Raw genomic sequence first — 26,787 nt, 5'->3', positions numbered from 1 at the left:
TAAAAACTATCTCTTTTTAATAGAAAGCGATAGTGCAACCAACACTATCGATCGAGCGCCTACAAATGTGTCAAAAAAACACATTTCTTCTTTCATCGAGTAGGTTATGTTTTGCCTTTTCCCTAAAAGCCCTAAACGCAAACGTGTATGTATCACTGTTTTATTAATAGCAATGTCTGGCTCAGGATTATGAAAATTTCAAGCCTGCAACTTTTGCTTGCCCTAACTCTAACCCATGTAGGCTTTGCTCTTGACGGCAAAGCCCAGGAACTGCTGAGTCGGCGAGTTAGTATCTCAGCCCAAAATGAGGATATTGAGGTAACGATCCGACGAATTGAAAAACAGGCAAACGTCCAGTTCTTATTCAGCCGGGAAATCATCCAGTCGAAGCGTAAAATCAATTACCAGGCTAAAAATGAACAGCTCGCGCAGGTGCTGGACCATATTCTGACTCCGCTTAAACTGAGTTATGAGGTTGTCGGCCAGCAAATCGTGATCAAAAGAGAAGTTGCTCCGTCAACGCAGCTTCCGCAGAACGCTGCTGGTGAAGCAAGTCTGGAGGCTGCCGTCGACAAACAGATCACTGGCCGGGTCACGGGCGAAACCGGCGAGGGTTTACCGGGTGTAAATATTCAGATCAAGAACACCACGCGCGGCACAACTACGGATGGGAACGGCGCTTATCGGCTCAGCGTGCCTGAGGACGCCGGAACGGTACTGGTTTTCTCTTTCATTGGCTACGTAACGCAGGAGTTGACCGTAGGCGCCCGGTCTGTAATTAACGTTACGCTGGCTAATGATGATAAAACCCTGAATGAAGTGGTTGTCGTTGGGTACGGCACGCAACGCAAACGGGATGTTACGGGGGCGGTTGCTTCGGTCAGTGAGGCTACGCTGAAAGAAGTGCCCGCGCCAAACCTGGTTAGCCAGCTCAAAGGTCGCGCTGCCGGGGTGACCGTTGTCAGTAATGGTTCTACGCCCGGGGCACAAGGTCAAATCCGAATCCGGGGCAATCGAACTTTAACTACGAACTCCGGGTCGAGTGATGGGCTCGATGGCCCTTTAGTTGTCGTCGATGGCATTCCGTATGGCGGCCTGAACGACATCAACCCGGATGATGTTGCCAACCTCGAAATTCTGAAAGATGCTTCCGCTACGGCTATCTATGGGTCGAGAGGGGCCGGTGGCGTAATTCTGATCACCACCAAACGGGGAAAAATCGGAAAACCGGTGTTTAGCTACGACGGGTATCATGGCGTCACCAGCATTATGGGCCGGTTCAATGTCATGACCGGATCGGAATATGCCCAGTTTAAAGCGGATGCTACTACGTATAACCGGTCGGCTCCCGGAACAACCGCTTACCCGCTGACCCAGAAAGAGAAGGATGCGCTGGCGGCCGGCATTTCTACCGACTGGCAGGATCTTATCTACCGCAATGGCTTCAATACCAACCATCAGCTGAGTATGCAGGGCGGGGTCGAAAACACCCAATATTCGTTGGGCCTCGGTTATTTTAACGAAACGGGGATCATTCCCAGCCAGAACTTCCAACGATTTACTATTCGGGCTACCCTCGACCAGCGACTCGGCAAGAATATCAAGATTGGTCTTAATACATTAAACACGCTGATCTATCAGAACACGCCAGGTGGTGGCGGCATTCCGGGCGGACTGGTACGCTTGACCCCACTGGCCGCGCCCTACAATGCCGATGGTTCCGTAAATCTGTTTCCGGCAGAAGGCTCCATTGATGCCGCCACGATCAGTCCGCTGACAATTCTCACAAAAAGAGATTCGTATCTGGGTCGCACCCGGTCATTGCGGACGTTCAATAGCCTGTACGCTGAGGTAAATATTTTACCCGGTCTGCGTTATCGGTTTAATGCTGGTCTGAACTTCAGCCAGTCGAACTACAATGGCTATGGTGGTCCGCTTACCTACTTCAACAACGCAACGGTTCAGTCCTCGTCGAACGCCGAAATCAGCAATACCGAGTACTGGGACGTCAACTTCCAGCACCTGCTCTATTACGATAAAGTGTTTGCCGGAAAACACAAACTAGGCTTTACCGGACTGTATGAGATCACCAAAAACCACTCGCTGGGTAGCCGGTTTACGGTAACCGGGGTTCCGGCGGATTACATCAAAACGTCGAACTTTTCACTTGCCGCCGGGCAGCCCGTTGCCAATTCCGACTTTGGAAACTCGTTCTCGGAAGTAGGTCTGATCTCCTACATGGGCCGCATCAATTACAGCTACAATGACCGCTACCTGCTAACGCTGACCCTGCGCCGGGACGGATCATCGACGCTATCGCCCAGCAACCGGTACTTCAACTACCCCGCCGTCGGAACCGGCTGGAACATTATTGAGGAGCCGTTTATGAAAAGCGTTCCGGTTGTATCGAACCTGAAGCTGAGAGCTGGCTGGGGCATATCGGGTAACCGAAATGTTGGCGCCTACGCTACGCTGGGAGCCTTGTCGGCAGGCTATTATAACTTTGGCCTCGGGACGGCCGGCCAGCAGTTGGCCTATACCGTTACCAGCCTGCCAGCTTCTGACCTGGGATGGCAATCAACCTCGCAAACGGATATCGGGATTGACTTCGGTTTCCTGAATAACCGCATCACGGGTTCGGTAGACTGGTACCATCAAAAGACAAAAGATATCTTGCTGTCGGTGCCCTTACCACCCAGCAACGGAGCGGGTTCGACCCTGAAAAATTTGGGAAGGACCGAAGGAAAAGGGCTGGAAGCGGCCCTAACCTTCGACATATTCAGAAACCCGCAGGGCTTTAACTGGAGTGCCGACGTAACTTACTTCTTCAACCGCGAGAAAATTACGCAACTGACCACGCCCGAAGAAAAAGCGAACCTGGGCGCCGGGTGGTTTGTTGGTCAGCCTCTTTCGGTCATCTACGATTACAGAAAACTGGGCATCTGGCAATTATCAGATAAGGAAAATGGCACGCTGGCAAAACAAACCTCACCGGTTCAGTTTCCAGGGCAGATCCGGGTGGAAGATGTTAACGGAGACAATAAGATTGATGCCAGCGACCGCCAGATACTGGGTAATTTCCAGCCCAGATGGGAAGGAGGGCTAACGAACCGATTCACCTTCAAAGGCTTCGATGCGTCTATTGTAACCTTTGCCCGGATGGGCATGAAAGTGCTGGTTCCTTACCTCACGGGTAATTCAACGGGCTCGGGCGGGTTTGCGTTCTTTAATCAGGGCCGGGTGAACCAGGTGAAAGTAGACTACTGGACAGACAATAACCCGACCAATGCCTTCCCTGCCCCGGACGCCGGTAGTGCGGTTGCTTACTTTGGCTCTACGCTGGGTTACTACGATGGCTCGTTCATCAAGTGCAGAAGTATTAACCTGGGGTATACCTTCTCCAGCCAGTTAATCAAAAAGATTGGTGCTGGTTCGGCCCGGGTTTACGTCAACGCCACCAATCCATTCATTATTTATTCACCACTGGTGAGCCAGAATCTGGCCATTGATCCGGAGGGGAACAGCTATGCTTCGGGTACAGCCACCCTGAACCCACAGGGAGCCAGCGAACGCGGAGCGCCGGAGCGCCAGATCGCCGTGAATCTGAATAACCCACCGATTCGGCAATTTACGGTGGGTGTGAATCTTAAATTTTAATCCCGGACATGACAATGAAAGCCATAAAAGTTGGGTGCCTGATTACCCTCACAGCTTTGCTTAGCACTGGCTGCGAAAAAATACTGGAAGAAAACCCCCAATCCCAGATTGTTCCCTCCTATTTCAACAGCGCGGCTGGTGTGTTGGGCGGTATTGCCGGCGTCTATAACGACATCCGGTCGCAATGGGGTACCGAAGGGTTCACCGTAGAAATGCAGGCGGGTACCGATGAGTTCCTGATGGGAGCCAGCGCCGGCAGCGGAATTACGTATACTTACAACGGCCTGAACGGCAGCAATTTCGGATCAGCCTGGGGCACCGCTTTTCAGGATATCAATACGCTGAACGGCGTGCTGCAGTACGGACAAACAATTGACTTACCCGAAACTACCCGAAAGCAATATCTGGCCCAGGCCAAATTCCTGAGAGGCTTCTGGTACTTCTATCTGGTGCAGACCTGGGGGGATGTGCCACTTCATACCCAATTTATTACGGTTCCTTCGCAGGAAGCCTCCCGGCAGCCGGCCGCTCAGGTTTACGAGCTGATCATCAAAGACCTTACGGAGGCCTCAGCCGATTTGCCCAACCAGCCAACCGCGCCGTTCCTGGGTAAAGCAGCTACCAAACCCGTTGCTCAGCTGCTGCTGGCAAAGGCTTATCTGACCCGGGGCTGGCTGAACAATAATGTGACCGATTTCACGCAGGCCGCCAATATCTGCGCCGACATCATTGCCAGCAAGTCGTCTTATGGGCTCGATCTGTGGCAGGATTTTGGCGACGCGTTCGTACCGGCCAATGATTACGGAAAAGAAACGATGTTTGTGAGCGATCACGTTCTGGACCCTAAATATGGCTATTATCAGGTTGGAGCCGGAGCCAGTGGCGGAGCCGCCCAGAACCTGACGCCCTGGTTTACTACCTGGAACTACCCCAACAACAGCGGTATCAACTCGTTCAAAAACACGGCCGGGACGTTAGTAAACAGCGGCCCATCCGGCATGATCCGGGATTCACAGTACGGACGCCCGTATGTCCGGATGCGGCCAAACAGCTATAAATGGCCCACGGGAGCGAACGCGGGGAAAAGCTATTTCCTGGATCAGGCCTTCACAAAACGAGATGTTGACTCGCGCTACGCTAGTTCGTTCTATTCGGTCTATATCGCCAATACCTCGGTTACCAACACTCCCAATGCCGCCAACAACATGCGCGGCATTGGGTACACGACCGTAGCAGGCGCTGATACGGCCGTCTGGATTCCCGATATCGAGATAGCCGGTGCTCCGCAATTTGTAGGTAGCAGACCCTTCAAAGGAATTGTTGTGCCACCCAGCTTGTGGAACAACGGCATTTTCCCATCGCTCAAGAAGTTCATGGACCCCAGCCGCGGAGCTAACTTCAACGACCCCTCAACCCGGCCGGTTGTTCTGTACCGATTTTCTGATGTGTATCTGACGGGGGCAGAGGCTTATTTGAAAGCAGGTGATGCTGCTAAAGCAGTCGCTTTACTCAATACGGTAAGACAACGGGCTGCTTTCCGCAAAACCAATACGTCCGCCCAGAACGCAGCGGCCGCCACAGCCCTGACTATTACGGCTGCCGACGTTACGGTGGACTTTATTCTGGATGAGCGGAGCCGCGAGTTTTTTGGTGAATGGCAGCGGTGGCATGATCTGGTGCGCACCCGTTCGCTGGTACGGCGCGTGAAAGCCTGGAACCCGGAAGCCGCTCCCTATATTCAGGACTTCCATATGCTGCGACCCATTCCGCAATCACAGATTGACCGGGTTGTTCAGGGACCTAAATTCCCCCAAAACCAGGGCTATTAATTGTTGATTGAACGCGCTTTGCCGGACGTAAGAGGATTTGCTTGAAGAATCCTCTTACATTTTTTCGCTTCCCTGTGCTTAGCGCCCTGCTGGGGAGCAGGAAATACTCCGGCAAAGACTCAAAACGCTGCTATTTAGGCTGGCACCCCAGTAAACTGCCGATTGACCTTAACAATTACTGTAATGTTATCGAAGAGAACGCTCTCAATTGTTTTTGGACTACTTAGCTTCTTTCTGAGCCACAGTCTATCGGCCCAGACTAAACTGGTCAATCCAATTTTGACGGGATTTTATCCCGACCCCAGTATCGTTCGGGTGGGCCCCGATTATTATCTGGTTAACTCCACCTTTTCCTATTTTCCCGGCATCCCGGTATTTCACAGCAAAGATTTGAAAAACTGGAAGCAGGTCGGTAATGTCATAGATCGCCCCGAACAGATGGATTTTATGGGCGAACGAATGACACGCGGTCTTTTTGCTCCTGCCATCAGTTACCATAAGGGCACGTATTACGTTACCTGCACCGACATTGACCACGACGGCAACTTTGTCGTAACGGCCACAAACCCCGCCGGGCCGTGGAGCAATCCGGTGAAACTTCCCCAGGTACGCGGCATCGACCCATCCATTTACTTCGACGAAGCAACGGACAAGGCCTATATCCTCTACAACAGCGATGCCCCCGACCATAAGCCTCTATACTCGGGTCACCGGACGATTCGAATGTATGCGTTCGATTACAACAAGCTGCAGGTAACTGGTGAAGAAAAACAACTGGTGAACGGGGGCGTAGACCTTTCTAAAAAGCCCGTCTGGATTGAAGCTCCGCATATTCTGAAGCGCAACGGCTGGTATTATCTCTATGCCGCCGAAGGTGGAACCTCCGTCAATCATTCTGAAGTTGTGCTGCGCAGTAAATCTGTTTGGGGGCCGTATGTGCCCTACGAGCATAACCCGATTCTGACGCAGCGTGATTTACCGGCCGATCGCAAAAACCCGGTTACCTCGGCTGGCCACGCGCAGTTTGTGGAAGGCCCCGACGGAAAATGGTATTCGATCTTCCTGGCTGTTCGTCCTTACGAAGGCGACTACTACAATACGGGCCGCGAAACTTTTATCGCACCGGTCGAGTGGAAAGACGACTGGCCCATCATTAACCCCGACAGCAAGGAGATTAAGTATGTTTACTCCGTAAACTACCCGGAGGCAAAGTCGAAAGGCGCGTTGCCCCAATCGGGTAATTTTGGCTATACGCTGACCTTCGACAAGGAGCTTGACCCCACCCTGCTGTTCATGCGCACCCTCGACAAAAGCTGGTTTTCGCTCTCCCCAAAACAAGGGTTAACCCTGAAGCTGAAACCCGAGACGGTTATGAAAATGGGCAACCCGGCATTTATCGGCAAACGCCAGCAGCACCTTTATAGCACGGCTGAAACCGAACTGGATTTCAGCCCGAAAGCAGACAATGAAAAAGCAGGATTAGTGATTTTTCAGGATGAAGACCACTTTTACTTTTTAGCCAAATCAACCTCGCAGGGAAAGGCCGTCCTTCAACTCTACAAAAGCAAGCCAAGAGAAAAAAACATGGAGGTGCTGGCCGAGCTGCCCTTGGCTAATCCGGCAGGTAAAACCAGCCTTCGCATTAGCTCAACAGGGGATACGTACAGCTTTCATGTATCAACGGATGCCAGGAACTGGACGCTACTGAAAGATAACGTAGACGGCAAATTCCTAAGCACCAAAGCAGCGGGTGGGTTTATTGGCTGCGTGTACGGTCTCTATGCTACTTCGTCCGGAGAGCCTACAACGAATACAGCTTCGTTCCGGCTCCTGAAGTACCAGGGCGATGATCCAATGTATAAATGAAAGAGCGGTGACGTAAGTGACTGATCCCGGCCTACGTCACCGCTCCAGCGGCCTGGCCCTTCATTCTTTCGCGGTGCAAGCCCCGAACCGGCTGGTCCACCTGATCATTAAAAGAATCTCCGTTTAGCTCCGCTGCTCTATGAAAAGCCTGCTTGCTAATTCTGGTCTGTTATTGCTGGCGCTTGTACTGACGCAGCTTTCAGCCAACGCGCAGAATGCCCGGAACCCGATTATTTTCGCTGATGTACCCGATATGGCCATAATTCGGGCGGGCGATACCTACTACATGAGCAGTACGACCATGCACCTGAGTCCGGGATTGCCAATCATGAAGTCGAAAGACCTGGTAAACTGGCGACTGGTTAGTTACGCCTATGATACGCTGGCTAATGTCGATGCGCTGAATCTGACGAATGGCAAGAGTACCTACGGACGAGGTTCGTGGGCCAGTAGCCTGCGCTTCCACAACGGCTTCTATTACGTAACCACCTTTGCCCAGACAACTGGAAAAACCTATGTGTACACCACGAAGGATATTGAAAAAGGCCCCTGGAAAGAGGTATCTTTCAAACCCTCGTATCATGACCACAGCTTATTTTTTGATGACGACGGCCGAACGTACCTGATTTATGGCGCAGGCAAACTCAAACTTGTCGAACTCACAGCCGATGTGTCGGGCGTGAAACCCGGCACTACCGAACAGGTCCTGATTGAAAACGCCAGCGCACCCTCCGGTACCGGAGGAGGCTTACCCGCCGAGGGGTCGCAGCTGTTCAAAGTGAATGGCAAGTATTACCTGTTCAACATCACCTGGCCCAAAGGTGGTATGCGCACCGTGGTTATTCACCGCGCCGACAAGCTAACCGGTCCCTGGGAGGGCCGGGTAGCGCTCCAGGATTTAGGCGTAGCGCAGGGCGGCCTGATTGATACGCCCGATGGCCGCTGGTATGCCTACCTGTTTCGTGATTTTGGCGGAGTAGGCCGTATTCCGTATCTGGTACCGATTAAATGGGAAGACGGCTGGCCGGTGTTGGGCGTTACCGGTAAAGTGCCCGAAACACTCGACCTTCCGGCCAGCACAGGACTGATCCCCGGCATCGTGGCTTCCGACGAATTCACCCGCCAAAAAGGTGAGCCAGGCCTGCCGCTGGTGTGGCAGTGGAATCACAACCCCAACAACAGCCTCTGGTCGGTGACGGAGCGGAAAGGCTTTCTGCGCCTGAAGACCGGACGAACCGATACCTCCGTTGTGATGGCCCGAAATACGCTCACTCAGCGAACGATAGGTCCTGCATCCTCGGGTACTACGTTGCTTGATGCGTCGAACCTGAAGGCTGGTGACTTTGCCGGTTTGATTCTGCTGCAGAAAAACTATGGTCTGGTGGGTGTCAAAGCAGAAGCTGGCAGCAGATCGATAGTCATGGTCAGCGCAGTTACCGGAAAACCGGTGGAGGTGCAGCGGGTGCCTCTGAGTCAGAAAACGGTGTACCTGAAAGCAGAATGTGATTTCCGCAATCGTAAAGACATCGCTCATTTTTTCTACAGCCTGGACGGTAAAGCCTGGCTTCCTATTGGCGAAGCGCTGAAGATGCCCTATACCATCCCGCACTTCATGGGTTACCGGTTCGGGCTGTTCAGCTACGCTACCCAACAGACGGGTGGATTTGCCGACTTCGACTACTTCCGGATTACCGACACAATTTCGTCTAACTAACGCCTAGTTCCATCGTTTCGCCTACCCTAACTCCTCATGAAAAAGCAATTTACCACCGGTACTCTTCTCATTGGCATGTTGTTTTTGGGCCTGAATGCTTTGGCGCAGGACAAAAACTTTTATATTTTTCTTTGCTTCGGGCAATCCAACATGGAGGGAAACGCAAAGTTCGAGCCTCAGGATACCGTTAATGTCAATAGCCGGTTTCTGGTGATGGAAGCCGTTGACTGCCCCAACCTGAACCGTACGATGGGACAATGGTATACCGCCGTCCCGCCGTTGTGCCGCTGCCGAACCGGACTTACGCCTGCTGATTATTTCGGGCGCGAACTGGTGGCGAATCTTCCCGAAAAAGTCAGAGTAGGGGTCATCAATGTAGCCGTAGGGGGCTGTAAAATCGAACTGTTTGATAAAGACCATTACGAGGCTTATACGGCTAATGTGCCGGGCTGGATGAAAAATTTCATCAACGAATACGGCGGAAACCCATACGCCCGACTGGTTGAAATGGCGAAACTGGCGCAGAAAGACGGCGTCATCAAAGGTATTCTGCTCCACCAGGGCGAGTCGAATACGGGCGATACGCTCTGGACCCAAAAGGTGAACATTGTTTACAATAACCTGCTGAACGACCTGAAGCTGAAACCCAAAAAAGTGCCTTTGCTGGCTGGTGAAACAGTCAATGCTGACCAGGGCGGCATTTGTGCCAGCATGAACAGGATCATTGCTACCCTGCCGCAAACCATTAAAAACGCCCATGTGATTTCATCGGCGGGTTGCTCCGATGCGGCCGATAACCTGCACTTTAATGCGGCTGGATACCGTGCATTAGGCAAACGGTATGCCACTCAAATGCTGTCGTTGCTAGGCTATAAACCAGCAGCCGTTAACTAAGGTAAGTTTTAAATAAGTCTTTGGACCCAGGTTAACCGGTTTGTCATCCCGGAGTACGACAAAAACCTACGATACTAAAACATGCTGCCTTTCGGTTAAAACCGTTTAAAACAGCCAGAATAAGAAATCAGTCAATTCGGATCAGATGAGATCATTTCGTTCAATTACATGGGTTAAAAGCCATCGGGCAACAGCGACAATGGCCGCGTTGACTGGCTGGCTATGGCTTGCTCCGGTCATCGCAAAAGCGCAGGAGATCACCCCGCTTTATCCGGGTGCAGTACCCAATTCAAAAGCATCGGACATACAGGAGTCGGGGGCTGAATCGGGGGTATTAACAGGCATCACTAAACCCACACTGGAGTATTTCAGACCCGCTGCCGATAAAGCGTCCGGGGCGGCTGTCATTGTCATTCCCGGTGGCGGCTATGGCGTGGTCGTGTATAAAGGCGAAGGCGTCAGCACGGCGAAAGCGCTGGCCGAAAAGGGTGTGGCGGCTTTTGTGCTCAAGTACCGTCTGCCCAGCGATGTTATTATGCCCGATAAGAAAATCGGTCCGCTGCAGGACGCCCAACAGGCTATCAAACTGGTTCGCGACAATGCCGCCAAATGGGGAATTGACCCCACCAAAGTAGGTATAATGGGCTTTTCGGCGGGTGGCCATCTAGCATCAACGGCCGCTACGCATTTCGAGAAAGCCTATATCGACAATAGTACCAGCACCAGCCTGCGGCCTGATTTTCAGATACTCATTTACCCGGTGATCAGTATGCAGGACAGCCTGACGCACGGTGGTTCGCGGGATAACCTGCTGGGTAAAAATCCGTCCCGGCAAGATGCCGACCTTTTTTCCAATGAGTTACAGGTACGCGCCAATACACCGCCCGCCTACCTGACCCACGCGGCTGACGACAAACTGGTCGATGTCGACAACAGCATCGTTTATTTTGAAAAACTGCGACATCTGAAAGTGCCCGTTGAACTGCACATCTACCCGAAGGGCGATCACGGGTTCATCTTCCGTCACCCCGGCTGGATGGAGCCCCTGTTTGCGTGGATGAAACTGAACAACTGGCTCAAAAACTAATAATCTGCTGGCCTGCTTCGGCAGGATGTATCCTTACTTCAACTGACCTGGTAAATCTTAAGTCATGTCTGTTACGCCTAAAGCTTTATTCACAACCCTTGCACTTTGTTTGCTGACCGGTTTTGCTGGCTATACGCAATCAACGCCCCCTCAACCCGTTGGCCCGCTTCCCAGCGCAAACCAGCTGCGTTGGCAAAAAATGGAATATTACGCCTTCATCCATTTTTCAATCAACACCTATACCGATATGGCCTGGGGTCTGGGCAACGAAGATCCAAAGCTGTTCAACCCGACCAAACTGGACTGTCGGCAATGGGCACGTATCTGTAAAGAGGCCGGTATGAAAGGCATTATTTTTACGGCCAAACATCACAGTGGCTTTTGTCTCTGGCCTTCCAAATACACCGAATACTCCGTAAAAAATGTCTCCTGGCGAAATGGGAAAGCCGACATCGTGCGGGAACTGGCCGATGCCTGCAAGGAATATGGGTTGAAATTCGGCGTATACCTATCGCCCTGGGACCGGAATCATCCTGACTACGGTAAGCCTGAATATATCACGTATTTCCGCAACCAGCTGAGAGAGCTATTAACCAACTACGGTGACATTTTTGAAGTCTGGTTCGATGGAGCTAACGGCGGGTCGGGTTACTATGGCGGAGCCAACGAAACGCGGAAAATCGACGCTAAGACGTATTACGACTGGCCCAATACGTATAAACTTGTTCGTGAGCTACAACCTAAAATCGTTATCTGGAATGATGGGGGCGATCGGGGCGACCTACGCTGGGTGGGTACCGAAGCGGGCTATGTAGGCGAAACCAACTGGAGCTTATTGAATGCAACCGGCGATGTCCCCGAGAACATGCTGCGCTACGGCGTAGAAAATGGCGATACCTGGGTACCCGGCGAAGTAAACACCTCCATACGTCCCGAATGGTTTTACCATGAGCGTGAAGATAAAAAGGTAAAGACCCTCCCCCAACTAATGGATATCTACTATAACTCCATTGGTCGGAACGCTACGCTGCTGCTCAATTTTCCAATCATGCCCAGTGGGCTCATCCACGAAACAGATGAAAAAGCCGTACGGGACTTTGCCAAAGCAGTCAACGAAGCCTTTGCATTAAATCTGGTCAGGAATGCCCGTGCCATGGCCTCACAGGTCCGAGCAAACCGTTCAGTTTATGATGCCAGCCAAGCCATTGACGCCGATAAAGAAAGCTACTGGGCTACGAACGATGATGTTCGGAACGCATCGTTAACGATAGATTTTAATAGACCTACTGCTTTCAACCGGTTTCTGGTGCAGGAACCCATCCGGCTAGGGCAACGGGTCAAATCGTTTACGGTTGAGGCTCTTGTTGATGGCAGCTGGAAAGAAATTGCGAGAGAGACAACCATTGGGTATAAACGTATACTTCGGTTTCCGACGGTCCAAGCCACGAAACTGCGGCTGACGATTCTGGACGCCAAAGGCGCCCCGCTGATCTCCAATCTCGAAGTATACAACGCTCCTCTGATCCTAACGCCCCCGATTATTACCCGTGACCAGACAGGTACCATTCATCTTAAGCCGGGGGATACCGAATCAGCACTGTACTATACGCTCGATGGTAGTACGCCCTCCGCAACTGCCAACCAATACACGGCTCCGGTTAAAACTGACGGGGGTCAGGTAGCCATCAAAGCGATTGCCTACAACCCCTTCACCAAACAAAGCAGCGTCGTCAGCGACGAAAAATTTGACATTGCCCGCACAGCCTGGAAAATTATGAGTACTGATGCCAGGTCGGCATATCAGCTTTTAGATGGCAATCCCAGTACCTCATGGCATCAGGCCAAAAGCCAGAAACTGCCCGTGGACTTAATTATCGATCTGGGTAAAGAAGAGCATTTGGTTGGTTTTAAGTATCTGCCTGCTCAAAACTGGTGGGAAGAAGGCAGTATTATCACCCAGTATCAGTTTGAGGTTTCAGCCGATAACGTAACCTGGAAACGGGTTAGTGAGGGCGAGTTTTCAAACATTAAAAACAATCCATTCTGGCAAACCAAACCGCTTGAGCCGACCAAAGCCCGATACATAAAACTACGTGCTTTAAAAACGACGCAGGAAGGCTCGGCTCCGGGCTATGCTGAAATTGACATTATTACCCAATAAAAGCAGCCCGGATACGCTTACCCCCTGGTCGGTTACAAGCCAATAAACCCTTAACCCTGACTTTCTATGAATCAATTAACAATCCGCCGATCGGGTCTTTTATGGGCCATGGTCTGCCTGTATGCGGGAGTACTGGCCCAACCACCCCGAGGCCCACTGGTGGTATCCCCGCAGATCAATCCGGATAAATCCGTTACGTTCCGGTATCTCGCTCCGTCGGCTAAAGACGTAAAGCTGAGCGCGCAGTTCGAGAAAGCGCCCGTGCCCATGACGAAAGACGAGCAGGGTATCTGGAGCGTAACGGTGGGCCCAGTGAAGCCCGACATTTATCCCTACAGCTTTCAAGTCGATGGCGTTACCGCAATGGACCCGGCCAACGTAGCGTTCTTCCCCAACGAGCGGTTCAAAGCCAGTCTGGTCGATATTCCCGGCGATACGCCCCTGGTCCACGCCCTGCGCGACGTCCCCCACGGCACAATCAGCTACGAGTACTACCCCTCCATAGACGGAACAACGGGTTCGCTGGTGGTCTATACGCCACCAGGTTACGACCAATCGCCCTCGAAAAAATATCCTGTTTTTTACCTCATCAGCGGCACAACCGACACCGAAGAAACCTTTTTCAAGGTCGGCAAAACCAATCTGATTCTGGATAACCTCATTGCCGGGGGTAAAGCGAAGCCAATGATCATCGTGATGCCTTACGGTAATATTGCAGCGCGGGTAGCCGAGCAAAACGGTGGTAGCAAGCCCGCCGATCCGACCGTACGGGATGGAGCCGACGCGGTGAAACGGGCTAACGACTTTGCGACCGATCTGGTCAGCAACGTCATTCCATACACCGAAAAGAACTACCGGGCTATTCCGGGCCGGAACAACCGGGCCATTGGCGGATTTTCGCGCGGGGGCGGGCAAACCCTCCGCACTGCTTTCGGCCATATGGACAAGTTTGCGTGGGTATGCAGCTACAGTTCGTACCTGTCGCCGGACGAAATGGAGCGCAGCTACAAACCCATCGTTGCCAATCCGGCCAATACGAACAAGCAATTCAAGCTGCTGTGGGTGAGCGTGGGGAGCGATGATTTTCTGTACAAGGGTACGGCGGAGTTCATGGACTACCTGAAAGCCCATACTATCCAGTTCAGGAGTATGGTCACCGACGGAGGGCATACCTGGATGAATGTAAAAAAGTACGTTGCCGCGACCACCCCACTGCTGTTCCAACCATAAGCACCTTCGCCCATGAAACGCATTCTATATTTGCTAATCGTTATAACCGCAGCGTCGCTACCGACTCGTGCGCAACAACGGCCACCGGCTATCAGCTCGCCCGAGGTACATCCCGACCACAGCATCACCTTCCGGTATTTTTCCAGGAAAGCGAACCGGGTTACCCTCGGTGGGGAGTTCCTGAAAGCGCCCGTGTCTATGACCAAAGACACATCGGGCATCTGGAGCGTGACGGTGCCGCCCGTCAAACCCGACATTTACCCGTATAGCTTCTGGGTAGATAGCGTACAAATCGCTGACCCGAACAATACCTACATCTTTGCCAATGAACGCTTCAAACGCAGCATCGTTGACGTCCCCGGCGACCAGCCGCTGGTGCATTCACTGCAGAACGTTCCCCATGGCAAAATCAGCTATCGTTACTACAAATCGGGTACATTGGGTACCACGCGGCAACTGCTGGTGTACACCCCGCCAGGCTTTAATCCGAACGGCAAGACCAAATACCCGGTGCTGTACCTGATTCACGGCGGCTCCGACACGGAAGAAACCTGGACGAAAGTAGGCCGCGCCAACCTGATTGCCGACAACCTCATAGCGCAGGGGAAAGCCAAACCCATGCTGATTGTGATGCCCTACGGGAACGTTCGCCCGGCGCCCATGCCCGATTTCACCAAAGACATGATCAACGACATTGTGCCGTTCATCCAAGCGAACTACCCAGTCATCAAAGAAAGCAATGGTCGGGCGGTGGCTGGCTTCTCGGTGGGTGGTGGCCAGACGCTCAACATCGGCCTGACCAACCCATCCACCTTCGCCTACGTGTGTTCGTACGCGCCTTTTACGGCTACGGATGAGTTCAGGAAAAATTTTGCAAACTGGACACCGGATGCCGGGCAGATGAACAAACAGCTGAAGCTCTTCACGATCAGCGTCGGTACGGAAGACTTTTTGTATGAGCCCGTGAAGCAGAACATCGCTATGTTTCAGGAAAAGAAGCTGGCCGTAAAAAGCTATATCGTGCCGGGTGGGCATACCTGGATGAACTGCAAGCAATACCTGGCAACGACGTTACAGGAAGTATTTAAGTAAGAGAGATTTTGTCGTCAGGGTATTCTGTTTTATCATTCCGATTTTTGGATAGCCTCAATCACCTTCAAATTCGTTTTCACTAAACTCTTTAACCACATGATTCGTAGTCTATTAGCGACCTTGTTCGCCGTTGCTCTCACCAGCGCCACCTGTCTGGCGCAGTCCGGCCAATCGGCCATAACGGAGGATTTCAGACCGTCTACGCTGAATCAGCCGGGGCAGGAATTTCCGCAGGTAAATTCTCAGGGTTACGTCAGATTCCGCATTAAGGCTCCCCTGGCCGATAGCGTTCGGGTGAGCCTGGGGCTCGGTGGACGCGGAGGAACTATCCTCACAAAAGGAACCGATGGGTTCTGGACCGGCACCACGGAAGGGCCAATGGACGAAGGCTTCCACTATTACCACCTGACCGTTGACGGAGGTACGTTCAATGATCCCGGTACGTTAGGGCGTGTTGACAATCAAGCTAATAAAATCAAAGCCGAAGACAGATAAATGAATCCAGCAAAACTCACGGCCGTCTTCTCATAGCGAGTAGCGACCCGCCGGTATTGCTTGAGCTTGTTGAAATAGCGTTCCACTTGGTTGCGCTCTTTGTACAAGTTTTCGTCAATCTGTCGATCTGCCAGTCGATTCTTTTTGGATGGTATCACCACTTGCGTATGGGACTCTGTTAACCAATCAATCAATTCGTTGGCATCATAGCCTCGGTCCGCTAACACCGCATCTGTTTCATAACCAGTCAATAAACCCTTCGCCTGGGTAATATCCGCTCGCTGTCCGACGCTGAGAATAAGCCGCATAGGATTGCCTAAGGCGTCAACAACGGCATGAATCTTAGTCGTCCAGCCGCCCACCGATTGACCTAAGCACTCGCTGGCAGGATCGCTTTTTTTTGACCAGCTGCATGCTGGTGCGCCCGCACCGTCGTGGAGTCAATCATTAGCCAATCTAAGTCCGGTTCCTGCAACTCGTCAAAAACAGTTTTCCATACACCTGCTTTAGCCCAGCGTCGAAAGCGTTGGTAGACCGAGTTCCAGGGCCCGAACCGCTCGGGTAAATCCCGCCAAGGGGCACCCGAGCGGGCGATCCAGATTACCGCATTGATAAATAGTCTATTATCGACGGCTGAACGGCCCACATGACCGACTTTGCCGGGTAGTAAGTGGGCGATTTGTTGCCATTGTTGGTCCGTAATCTCGTAGCGACGCATGGCACAAAATTCCCAATCATTCCTATATTTACCTAATTGTCAACACGCCCTAAACTATTACGGTTCCGTCCGCTGGGAGAGTGGCATTGAAATACCCGCCCACGATAAAGATTTCTATGCCCTGAAAGACGTTCCCCACGGCATGGTGCAGCAGATTCTTTTTCCCTCGAAAAGCACCAAGACATCACGCCGGGCATTTGTGTACACCCCGCCTGGCTACGAGAAAGACAAGTCGAAAAAATATCCGGTACTGTATCTGCAACACGGCTGGGGCGAAGATGAAACGGCCTGGAGTAATCAGGGACACGCCAATCTGATTATGGACAACCTCATCGCCGAAGGCAAAATCAAGCCGTTTCTTATTATAATGACCTACGGCATGACCAACGAGGTGAAATGGGGCAAAATCCGGGATTTCAAGATCGACGCTTTCCAGACGGTCCTGACCGACGAACTGATTCCTTACGTAGATGCCAATTTCCGAACCCTTGCCGACCGCGATAACCGGGCTATGGCGGGCCTGTCGATGGGTGGCATGGAAACCAAGTTGATCACGCTCAACAAGCCGGAGACGTTTGGGTATTACGGTCTGCTCAGCGGTGGCGTCTACGCACCAGACGACCTCAACGGCAAGGCAAAACCGAAGCTCGTTTTTATTAGCTGTGGCAGCAAAGAACGGCCCGATGGCGTAAACAAAGCAGCGTCTGATCTGAAAGCGGCCGGCTACAATGCAATTTCGTATATCTCCGATAAAACGGCTCACGAGTTCCTGACCTGGCGCCGTAGCTTACATGAGCTGGCACCGCTGCTGTTTAAAAACTAAGATATGGCCTACATACCAACCTAAACAATGAAGACTACTTTATTCCTGAAAGAGGCATATATAGCCATTGCCCTTGCTGTGTTAACGGGGGCAATGGCCATTGCTCAACCCACCGACAAAGAAGCGCCGAAAGGCTTCGATCAGCTTCGTAATGGAATTGCTACGGGTAAGCTCGATTCGGTGCAGTATGACTCAAAAACGGTAGGCACGAAACGTAAAGCGTTAGTTTACATGCCACCCGGTTATTCAAAAAAGAAGAAATATCCCGTATTGTACCTGCTCCATGGCATTGGCGGGGATGAAAAGGAATGGCTCCGGGGCGGCAACCCGCAGGTAATTCTGGACAATCTGTATGCCGACGGAAAGCTGGAGCCGATGATTGTAGTGATGCCCAACGGACGAGCTATGAAAGACGACCGCGCCGTGGGCAACGTCTTCGACCGGGAAAAGGTAGAGGCCTTTGCTACGTTCGAAAAAGATCTGCTCAACGACCTCATTCCGTTTATCGAGAAGCAATACCCGACCCTGACCGACCGTGAACACCGGGCAGTTGCGGGCCTGTCGATGGGCGGGGGACAGTCGCTGAATTTCGGGCTTGGCAATCTGGACCGGTTTGCCTGGGTAGGTGGCTTCTCGTCGGCTCCGAACACCAAACGCCCCGAGGAACTGGTGCCTAATCCCGAGGAAGCGAAGAAGAAACTGAAACTGCTCTGGATTTCGTGCGGTGACGCCGACGGGCTGATCTCGTTCAGCAAACGTACCCACGACTACCTGTACCAGAACAACGTACCTCATGTTTACTACGTTGAGCCGGGCGGTCACGATTTTAAGGTCTGGAAAAACGGACTGTTTATGTTCTCGCAGTTCCTGTTCAAGCCAGTTGACAACGCATCATTGACCAGGTACACCGTATTGGGTTCACCGGCGTCTACCAACGTGCGCTCGGCGAAGTACCCGCAGATTCTGCCCGACAACCGCGTCATGTTTCACGTAAAAGCCCCGCAGGCGCAGAAAGTCCAGATTGACCTGGGTAAAAAATACGATATGGTAAAAGATACCGCCGGGTTCTGGAGCGTCACCACCGATTCCATCAGTCGCGGGTTTCATTACTACTCCCTGCTGATCGACGGCTTACCCGTCGCGGATCCCGCCAGCGAAACGTTCTACGGGATGGGACGAATGGCCAGCGGCATTGAAATACCTGATCGGGATGGCGGTTTTTACGCCCTGAACGACGTCCCCCACGGCGGCATCCGCATCAAACGCTACCTGTCCAAAGCAACCAATACCTGGCGGGAGATGTATATCTATACCCCACCCGGTTACGACAAATCGAATGAAAAATATCCCGTGCTGTATCTACTGCATGGCGGGGGCGAAGATCAGCGTAGCTGGGCGACGCAGGGCCGTACTGACCTGATTCTGGATAACCTGATTGCTCAAAACAAGGCAAAGCCGATGGTCATCGCTATGCTCGATGGCAACGTGAGCAGTGGCGGTCTGGCTGGCTTTAACGAAAACGTGCTGCGGGCCTTCGAAAACGAGTTGAAACAGGGGGCCATTCCTTTCGTCGAAAGTCAGTTCCGGGTCGAAACAGATGCGAAAAACCGGGCGCTGGCGGGCCTGTCGATGGGCGGACTGCAGACGCTCTATGCCGGTATCCGAAACACCAATCTGTTTTCCAGCCTCGGCGTATTCAGTTCGGGCTGGTTTGCCAATAACCCCAAACTCACCGACCCGCAGTACGCGTTCATGAAGGAGAACGCAGCCACCATTAATAGCAACCTGAAGCACCTGTGGATATCCATGGGCGGTCAGGAAGACATCGCTTTTCAGAATTGCCAGATTATGATGAAAAAGTTCGATGAACTGGGCGTCAGGTACAGCTACAGCGAGTACCCCGGCGGGCATACCTGGCCCGTCTGGCGGCACGACCTGTCTGGCTTTGCTCAGTTGTTGTTTAAGGAATAGAACCGATTCACCTATTCATTAGTATTAATTCAATTTTTTCATGAAAAAATTAACGGGATTATCCATTCTCATCGGAAGCTTTATCGCCTTAGGGGCAACGCTACAGCCAGTTCATCCGCTGGATCAGCCCACGCTGAAAGATGCTTATAAAAATTACTTTCCCATTGGCGTGGCCGTAAACCCGCGTATGGTGCAGCCCGGTCCGGATGCCGAGTTGATCAAAGCTCAGTTTAATAGCATGACGCCCGAAAACGCCATGAAGATGGGGCCGATTCATCCCGAAGAGAATCGGTACTACTGGAATGATGCCGACGCCATCGCCAGCTTTGCTCAGCAGAACAACATCCGGTTACGGGGCCATACGCTCTGCTGGCACAACCAGACACCCAGTTGGTTTTTCACGGATTCAACGGGCAAAACCGTCAGCCGGGATGTGTTGCTGGCTCGTTTGAAACGGCATATTACCGACGTCGTAAGCCGGTATAAGGGAAAGGTTTACGCCTGGGATGTGGTGAATGAGGCCGTTCCCGACGCGGGGTCGGATATCTACCGCAAATCCAAGTTTTACGAAATCATCGGCGAAGACTATATCGAGAAAGCCTTTCAGTACGCCCACGAAGCAGACCCATCGGCGCAGTTGTTCTATAATGACTACAACACGGAAAATGCGTCAAAACGGGAGCGTATCTACCAGTTGTTGAAAAAACTAAAGGCAAAGAACGTCCCCATCAATGGCGTGGGTTTACAGGCGCACTGGTCCATCTACGAACCTACGGCACCCGAACTTGAAGAATCCATTACCAAATTTGCCAGCCTGGGACTAAAGATTCAGTTCACCGAGGTCGACATGTCGGTGTATCCCAAAGAGCATGAGCGTCGGGCTAAAAAGGACACCGACAAAAGTGAGTTTACGCCGGAGATGAACGACCGGCAGGCAGCTCAGTACAAAATGGTGTTCGATCTCTTCCGTAAACACCGCGACAAGATCACCGGCGTTACGTTCTGGAACCTGACCGACCGCTACTCCTGGCTGGATAATTTCCCCGTTCCCGGTCGTAAAGATTATCCGTTATTATTCGACCAGAACGGCAAGCCCAAGAAAGCGTTTGAGCAGGTGGTGAAATTTTAGGCCTAAATGAAAGTTAAACTAATTGGTAGTCTCTTAGCCGTTTTCATTTCCCTGACGGGCTGGGCGCAGAGCCTACTGGCCGACAAATCATCGTTTGCGGTTACGTCGGCAGTGATTTACGTAGATACTCATGAACCCGAACTCGTAAAAACCGCGGCATCGCTCCTGCAGCAGGATATTGAACGGGTAACGGGGAAGAAGATCGCCCTCATTTCGGAGATCAGTCAAGCCCCCAAAAACATCATTGCCATTGGTACGCTGGGGCAATCGTGTTTTTTGAATGAACTGGTTTCGCAGAAGAAGATAAACCCGGCTGCCCTTCAGGGTAAGTGGGAAGCGTCGCTGCTGCTAACCGTCCGCAATCCGGCAAAAGGCATCGCGCAGGCTCTGGTTATCGCCGGTAGTGATCGGCGGGGAGCAGCTTATGGCGTCTTCGAGCTGTCGAAACAGATAGGCGTTTCGCCCTGGTACTGGTGGGCCGACGTTCCCGTTACCCGGCGAATTGAGATTTATCTTAAAACCGATGTCGTTCTGACGGATGCGCCGAAAGTAAAATACCGGGGTCTGTTCATTAACGACGAAGCCCCAGCGCTGTCCGGGTGGACGAAAGAAAAGTTCGGTGGCTTCAATCACCGTTTCTATGAGAAGTTTTTCGAGCTGGTGATTCGGCTGAAAGGCAACTACGTCTGGCCAGCCATGTGGGGCAATGCCTTTTACGCCGACGATCCGCTGAATATACAGGCGGCCGACAAATACGGGGTGGTCATCGGCACATCGCACCATGAACCGCTGATGCGGGCGCACGACGAATGGCGACGGGCGGGGGGCGGCCCCTGGAATTACGAGACCAACAAAGAAAAGTTACAGCAGTTCTGGCGGGAGGGTATCAAGAGGGCCACCAACGAAAAAATTGTGAGTGTTGGCATGCGGGGCGACGGCGATGCGCCGATGTCGCGGGAAACGGCCACCGCGCTGCTGGAACAGATTGTGACGGATCAGCGCGACATCATCCGCGACGTAACGGGCAAACCGGCCGACCAGACCCCGCAGTTATGGGCGCTGTACAAGGAAGTACAGGACTATTATGACAAAGGCATGCGGGTGCCGGATGATGTGACGCTGCTGCTCGCCGACGACAACTGGGGCAATCTGCGGAAACTGCCGAGACTTGATGAAAAACCCCGCAAAGGGGGTATGGCATCTATTACCACTTTGATTACGTAGGTGGCCCCCGTAACTACAAATGGCTGAATACGAATCCGCTGCCGCGAATCTGGGAGCAGATGCACCTGGCCTGGGCGTATAACGTCCGCGATATCTGGATTGTCAACGTGGGCGATATCAAGCCGATGGAGTTTCCGATTTCTTTTTTTCTGGACTACGCCTGGAATCCCGACCGGATCGGCGCTGACGACCTCAAGACCTACACGGAAAACTGGGCGGCCGCTCAGTTTGGGAAACAGCACGCCATGGACATTGCTTTTCTGCTGGCCAGGTACGCCAAATACAATGCCCGCCGGAAGCCGGAACTGCTCAATTCCAACACGTACAGCCTGGCCACCGGCGAGTGGAAAAGGGTGGTCGCCGAGTACACGGACCTGCTGACCAAAGCGGAGGCTATCAACGACCTCTTGCCAGCTTCGTATAAGGATGCTTGTTTCCAGCTGGTGCTGCACCCCATCAAAGCCTGTGCAAACCTGAATGCCATGTATTACTACGTCGCACTCAATAAAGAAGCCTATGGGCACCGGTGGAGCGAGGCAAATGGGTATGCCGATAAAGTAAAGGAGCTATACGCCCGTGATTCGATCATCACCCGGAAGTATCACCAGCTGAATGGGGGCAAGTGGAACCACCTGATGAGCCAGACCCATATCGGTTATACGTATTGGCAGCAGCCTCCAGCCCAGAACATGCCGGCGGTTCAGTACCTGCCGCCCGATTCGGCGGTGGCGCGTAAAGCCCATGCCGTTCAGAAAGCAAACCGGGCGATTTCGATGGCTGCGGATCACTATACCAAAGCCCTGAACACCAACGGCATTCAATGGAAAATCCTGCCCGACCACGGCCGAACCGGGTCGGCCATCACGCCCTTCCCCGTAACGGCCGGTGAGCAGAAACCCGGCGGCAATGCCCCGCACCTGGAGTACGACATCCAGACCGATAGCCCGGGCAGTTTTACCCTCCATGCCTATTTCTCGCCCACGCTTAACCTGTTCAGGGATGAGAATGGGCTGCAATACGCTATTTCGGTGGATGACGAAAGCCCGCAGATCATCAGCCTCAACAAGGAAGACAAAACGAGCGATCGAGGCATCTGGAATAAATGGGTTGCCGAGAACATTATTATCAAAACCAGCACGCACACGCTCACGAAGCCCGGCAAGCATACCGTGAAATTCTGGATGGTAAGCCCCGGCGTGGTCCTGCAAAAGCTGGTTCTGGATGTTGGCGGCCTGGAGCCGAGCTATCTGGGGCCGCCGGAAACCCGGGAACGAACGCTCAATTAAATAGCCCATGCAATCGAGACTCCTATCAGCCGTTAAACGGTGCCTTCTCAGTCTGTTTCTGGCAACCCCTCTTACTTCGCCGGCCCAGCTTCGCTTACCCAGGCTCGTCAGCGACGGCATGGTGCTCCAGCGTAACGCTCCCCTGAAGATATGGGGCTGGGCGGGTGCAGGCGAGAAAATCACCGTGCAGTTCAATAATCGGACGGCAAAAACGGTCACCGGCGCTAACGGGCAGTGGCAGGTCAAGTTGCCGCCTATGCCGCCGGGCGGGCCGTTTACGATGGCGATTGCCGGTAATTCCCGGCTTCAGATCAAGGATATCCTAATTGGCGATGTCTGGTTTTGCAGTGGGCAAAGCAATATGGTCCACCAGATGAACATTCACGATGTAACCTACGCCAAAGACATTGCTGAAGCCAACTACCCTCAGATACGGCAGTTCTGGGTGCCGACCCTGACGAACCTGCAGGCTCCCCAAAGCGATTTTCCGAACGGACAGTGGAAAGCCGCCGTTGGCGAGGACGTTCGGCCGTTTTCGGCGGTGGCGTATTTCTTCGCTAAAAAACTCTATTCAACCTATAAAGTCCCCATCGGCATTATCAACGCCAGCGTAGGCGGTACGCCGATCGAAGCCTGGACGAGCGAAGAAGGTTTGACCAATTTTAGGGACCTGAAAGCAGTCATTGACAAAAATAAAGACACGACGTATATCAACAGCCTTACCCGGCGGGCATCGGGCAACCGCCCACCCGCGCCACCGGCCGACCTGGGTATGGCCGGTCCGGCCAAGTGGTATGACCCCGCCTACGTACCGAAAGGCTGGCGTCCGATCAACGTTCCCGGCTATTGGGAAGATCAGGGTATCCGGGATTTGAATGGGGTGGTGTGGTACCGGAAAGAAGTCGATCTACCCGCTGCGATGACGGGTAAGGTCGCCCGGGTGTTTCTGGGACGCATCGTCGACGCCGATGAACTTTATATCAATGGCAAATTAATTGGCAGGACCACCTATATGTATCCTCAGCGTCGGTATGCGGTGCCGGCCGATGTGTTGAAAGCCGGAAAAAACGTATTCGTGGTGCGGGTTACCAACAACGGCGGGAAGGGCGGCTTTGTCCCCGACAAACCGTACTGTGTTTTCGCCGGAGCCGATACGGTCGACCTGAAAGGGACCTGGCAGTATAAGGTGGGGTCCGTTTTTCGACCCATTGCAGGGGGCGGCTTCGGTGGGGGTGTCAATGCCCAGAATCAGCCAACGGCGCTCTACAACGCCATGGTAGCCCCGGCCATAAACTACGCCATTAAGGGCTTTTGCTGGTATCAGGGCGAAAGCAATGCGGGTAAGCCGCAGGAGTACGAAACGCTGCAGACGGCCTTAATCAACGACTGGCGGCAGAAATGGCAAGGGGGTAACCTGCCTTTCCTTTACGTGCAGCTTCCCGGCTTCATGGAGTACAACTACCAGCCCTCAGAAAGCAACTGGGCCCTGCTGAGAGAAGCGCAGCGTAAAGCCCTGTCGGTTCCTAACACGGCCATGGTCGTAGCGATCGACCTGGGCGAGTGGAACGACATTCACCCCGACAACAAGAAAGATGTGGGTGAACGGCTGGCCCTCGCTGCCATGAAAACAGCCTACGGAGAAAACCTCGTTTACTCCGGCCCGCTGTATCAATCGGCAACGATAGAAGGAAATAAAATCGTGGTTAGCTTTACGAATACCGGCGGGGGGCTGATCACCCGCGACGGCGAAGAACTGAGCGAGTTTGCCATTGCAGGAAAGGACAAAAAATTTGTGTGGGCGAAAGCTATAATCGAAGGAAACAACGTACGGGTGTGGAGCGATGAAGTTCCCGACCCCCAGTACGTCCGGTATGCCTGGGCCGATAATCCGGTCAACCCCAATCTATATAATAAAGAAGGCCTGCCGGCCTCCCCTTTCCGAACCGATCAATAAACCGAGTTCTAAACCCCTAACGACTATGCCGCAACACCTGGCCTTTGTGCTGTTAATGAGCCTGCCCTTTGGCGCCATTGCCCAACAGGCGGCTATCGATAGCAGCAAATATCCTCTGCTCAAAACGTTTACGCCCATTCAGGACCAGGCGAATATGATGCAGCAACTGGGCATCAGAAAGTTACGACCGGGGCCAAGCGCCAACGAATCAGACCCCAACCATGCCAACTACGACGAGGCCCTGGCAGACCCCTGCCCGCAGCTGCCCGATGTGCTCACCACCCGGGCCGGGAAAAAAGTAACAACGCCCGAGCAATGGTGGCAGGTCCGCCGACCCGAACTGATCGAGGAGTTTGAACGAGAGGTGTACGGCCGGGTCCCTAAAAACGTGCCAAAGGTGACCTGGACTGCTAAAGTCACCGACAACGAAGTGGTCGGCCGCATTCCGGTGGTGGCCAAGCAGATGATTGGCCGGGTCGATAACAGCGACTACCCGCTTATCAGCGTAAACATTAATATGGTGCTGGTTTTGCCGCAGAACGTGAAAGGCCCCGTTCCGGTCCTGATGATGTTTAGCTTCTTTCCTCCGGCCCTGCCTGCTCCGGCACAGCCTTCGCTCGCCGATATGGAAAAATTAAACGCGACGTTCAAGGAGATGATGATCCGGCAGAACCCGGAAATGAAGGCTATTTTTGACCGGTATCCGGCATATGCGCCCATAACCCGACTGCCCGGCCCTAATTTTTTTGCCCCACCCCCAACCGGCGACTCACCGCCGACCGAACAGCTGCTGGCGGCTGGCTGGGGGTATTGCTCCGTGGAAACGAGCAGTATTCAGGCGGATAACGGAGCTGGACTGACACGGGGAATCATTGGTCTGGTCAACAAAGGACAGCCCCGCAAACCCGACGACTGGGGGGCCTTGAGAGCCTGGGCCTGGGGAGCCTCGCGGGCGCTGGATTATCTGGAGACCGAACCGCAGGTAAATGCGAAACAAGTCGGCATCGAAGGGGTTTCGCGTTATGGGAAAGCGGCCTTGGTTACGATGGCCTTCGACCAGCGTTTTGCCCTGGCCTTGATCGGTTCATCGGGCAAGGGCGGGACCACCTTACACCGCCGGGTATTTGGAGAGGCTGTGGAAAGCCTTGCCAGCAGTGGCCAATATCACTGGATGGCCGGTAATTACCTGAAATACGCCACCGAAGAATCGACCTTCGGCCGCAAAACCGGCTGCGACCTTCCCGTTGATGCGCATGAGTTACTCGCCCTCTGCGCGCCCCGTCCTACGTTCGTCAGCTACGGAATCCCCGAAAAAGGTGATGCTAAATGGCTCGATCAGACCGGGAGCTATAAGGCTACAGTAGCCGCCGGACCCGTGTTCAGGCTACTCGGAGCCAGAGACCTAGGCGTAAGCGCCAATTATACGTCCGAAAAAATGCCGCCTGTCCTGACCGGTCTGATGGAGGGCGAACTGGCCTGGCGGCAACATGCGGGTGGCCATACGGATGCGCCCAATTTTCAGTATTTCATTCCCTGGGCCAGTAAACTGCTGAAGTACGAACGGGCGGCCAGATAAGAGGCAGGGATTTTTTTGTAGGCTCTGCCTCGGCATCTGCCTAATCGTCATTTAGGTTCCGGTTCGCTACCGCAGGGGGCT

At 53.1% G+C, this 26,787-nt stretch carries 15 protein-coding genes and 3 pseudogenes; 17 read left to right on the top strand and 1 reads right to left on the bottom strand.

What is annotated here, in order from left to right; translation table 11 throughout:
• Nucleotides 1–189 precede the first annotated feature (189 nt).
• The 10 genes and pseudogenes from HNV11_RS10545 to HNV11_RS10500 all read left to right on the top strand — a co-directional run.
• Nucleotides 190–3,657: a TonB-dependent receptor gene (locus HNV11_RS10545; protein ID WP_171739624.1), complete on the top strand. Its 3,468-nt coding sequence runs from the start codon at nt 190–192 to the stop codon at nt 3,655–3,657.
• Between the two features lie 14 nt (nt 3,658–3,671).
• A complete protein-coding gene (locus HNV11_RS10540; protein WP_171739623.1) occupies nt 3,672–5,486 on the top strand; it encodes a RagB/SusD family nutrient uptake outer membrane protein in 1,815 nt (604 codons plus the stop codon).
• A 183-nt stretch (nt 5,487–5,669) separates the two neighbouring features.
• On the top strand, nt 5,670–7,352 hold the full coding sequence (locus tag HNV11_RS10535; protein ID WP_171739622.1) for a glycoside hydrolase family 43 protein: 1,683 nt from the start codon (nt 5,670–5,672) through the stop codon (nt 7,350–7,352).
• A 139-nt stretch (nt 7,353–7,491) separates the two neighbouring features.
• The gene (locus HNV11_RS10530) at nt 7,492–9,066 is read left to right on the top strand and encodes a glycoside hydrolase family 43 protein (protein WP_171739621.1); all 1,575 of its coding nucleotides are present in this window, start codon (nt 7,492–7,494) and stop codon (nt 9,064–9,066) included.
• 36 nt (nt 9,067–9,102) lie between these two features.
• Nucleotides 9,103–9,960, top strand: a complete 858-nt coding sequence (locus HNV11_RS10525) for a sialate O-acetylesterase (RefSeq protein ID WP_171739620.1) — start codon at nt 9,103–9,105, stop codon at nt 9,958–9,960.
• Between the two features lie 199 nt (nt 9,961–10,159).
• Nucleotides 10,160–11,047: an alpha/beta hydrolase gene (locus HNV11_RS10520; protein WP_171739619.1), complete on the top strand. Its 888-nt coding sequence runs from the start codon at nt 10,160–10,162 to the stop codon at nt 11,045–11,047.
• Between the two features lie 64 nt (nt 11,048–11,111).
• Complete coding sequence (locus HNV11_RS10515) at nt 11,112–13,208, top strand: alpha-L-fucosidase (protein WP_171739618.1); 2,097 nt, start codon at nt 11,112–11,114, stop codon at nt 13,206–13,208.
• A gap of 66 nt (nt 13,209–13,274) precedes the next feature.
• On the top strand, nt 13,275–14,438 hold the full coding sequence (locus tag HNV11_RS10510; protein WP_171739617.1) for an esterase: 1,164 nt from the start codon (nt 13,275–13,277) through the stop codon (nt 14,436–14,438).
• A gap of 12 nt (nt 14,439–14,450) precedes the next feature.
• Entirely contained in the window at nt 14,451–15,530 is a 1,080-nt protein-coding gene (locus HNV11_RS10505; RefSeq protein WP_171739616.1) for an esterase, read from the top strand.
• A gap of 96 nt (nt 15,531–15,626) precedes the next feature.
• A pseudogene (locus HNV11_RS10500) lies at nt 15,627–15,971 on the top strand (esterase); the annotation flags it as partial.
• Nucleotides 15,972–15,991: 20 nt separating this feature from the next.
• On the opposite strand, the gene HNV11_RS10495 reads toward HNV11_RS10500, so the two are convergent.
• A protein-coding gene (locus HNV11_RS10495; RefSeq protein WP_171738033.1) for an IS5 family transposase occupies nt 15,992–16,743 on the bottom strand; the annotation gives its coding sequence in 2 pieces (ribosomal slippage) (nt 15,992–16,428 and nt 16,428–16,743; 753 coding nt in all).
• A 46-nt stretch (nt 16,744–16,789) separates the two neighbouring features.
• Between HNV11_RS10495 and HNV11_RS10490 the strand changes: the two are divergent.
• The 7 genes and pseudogenes from HNV11_RS10490 to HNV11_RS10465 all read left to right on the top strand — a co-directional run.
• Nucleotides 16,790–17,566: pseudogene (locus HNV11_RS10490) on the top strand (alpha/beta hydrolase); the annotation flags it as partial.
• A gap of 93 nt (nt 17,567–17,659) precedes the next feature.
• Complete coding sequence (locus HNV11_RS10485; RefSeq protein WP_171742145.1) at nt 17,660–19,537, top strand: alpha/beta hydrolase-fold protein; 1,878 nt, start codon at nt 17,660–17,662, stop codon at nt 19,535–19,537.
• Between the two features lie 40 nt (nt 19,538–19,577).
• Complete coding sequence (locus tag HNV11_RS10480) at nt 19,578–20,666, top strand: endo-1,4-beta-xylanase (RefSeq protein ID WP_171739614.1); 1,089 nt, start codon at nt 19,578–19,580, stop codon at nt 20,664–20,666.
• 6 nt (nt 20,667–20,672) lie between these two features.
• Nucleotides 20,673–22,138 (top strand): annotated as a pseudogene (locus tag HNV11_RS23925) (glycosyl hydrolase 115 family protein); the annotation flags it as partial.
• On the top strand, nt 22,136–23,176 hold the full coding sequence (locus tag HNV11_RS23920) for a hypothetical protein (RefSeq protein WP_394353886.1): 1,041 nt from the start codon (nt 22,136–22,138) through the stop codon (nt 23,174–23,176). The pseudogene HNV11_RS23925 and the gene HNV11_RS23920, both read left to right, overlap by 3 nt.
• Nucleotides 23,177–23,183: 7 nt before the next feature.
• A complete protein-coding gene (locus tag HNV11_RS10470) occupies nt 23,184–25,130 on the top strand; it encodes a sialate O-acetylesterase (RefSeq protein ID WP_171739613.1) in 1,947 nt (648 codons plus the stop codon).
• Between the two features lie 25 nt (nt 25,131–25,155).
• The gene (locus HNV11_RS10465; RefSeq protein ID WP_171739612.1) at nt 25,156–26,706 is read left to right on the top strand and encodes a glucuronyl esterase domain-containing protein; all 1,551 of its coding nucleotides are present in this window, start codon (nt 25,156–25,158) and stop codon (nt 26,704–26,706) included.
• Nucleotides 26,707–26,787: the final 81 nt, after the last annotated feature.

The organism is Spirosoma taeanense (genome assembly GCF_013127955.1).
GTDB classification, from domain to species: Bacteria; Bacteroidota; Bacteroidia; order Cytophagales; family Spirosomataceae; genus Spirosoma; species Spirosoma taeanense.
Note: the sequence above shows the minus strand (reverse complement) of the source record. Positions and strands in the feature narration are given on the sequence as shown.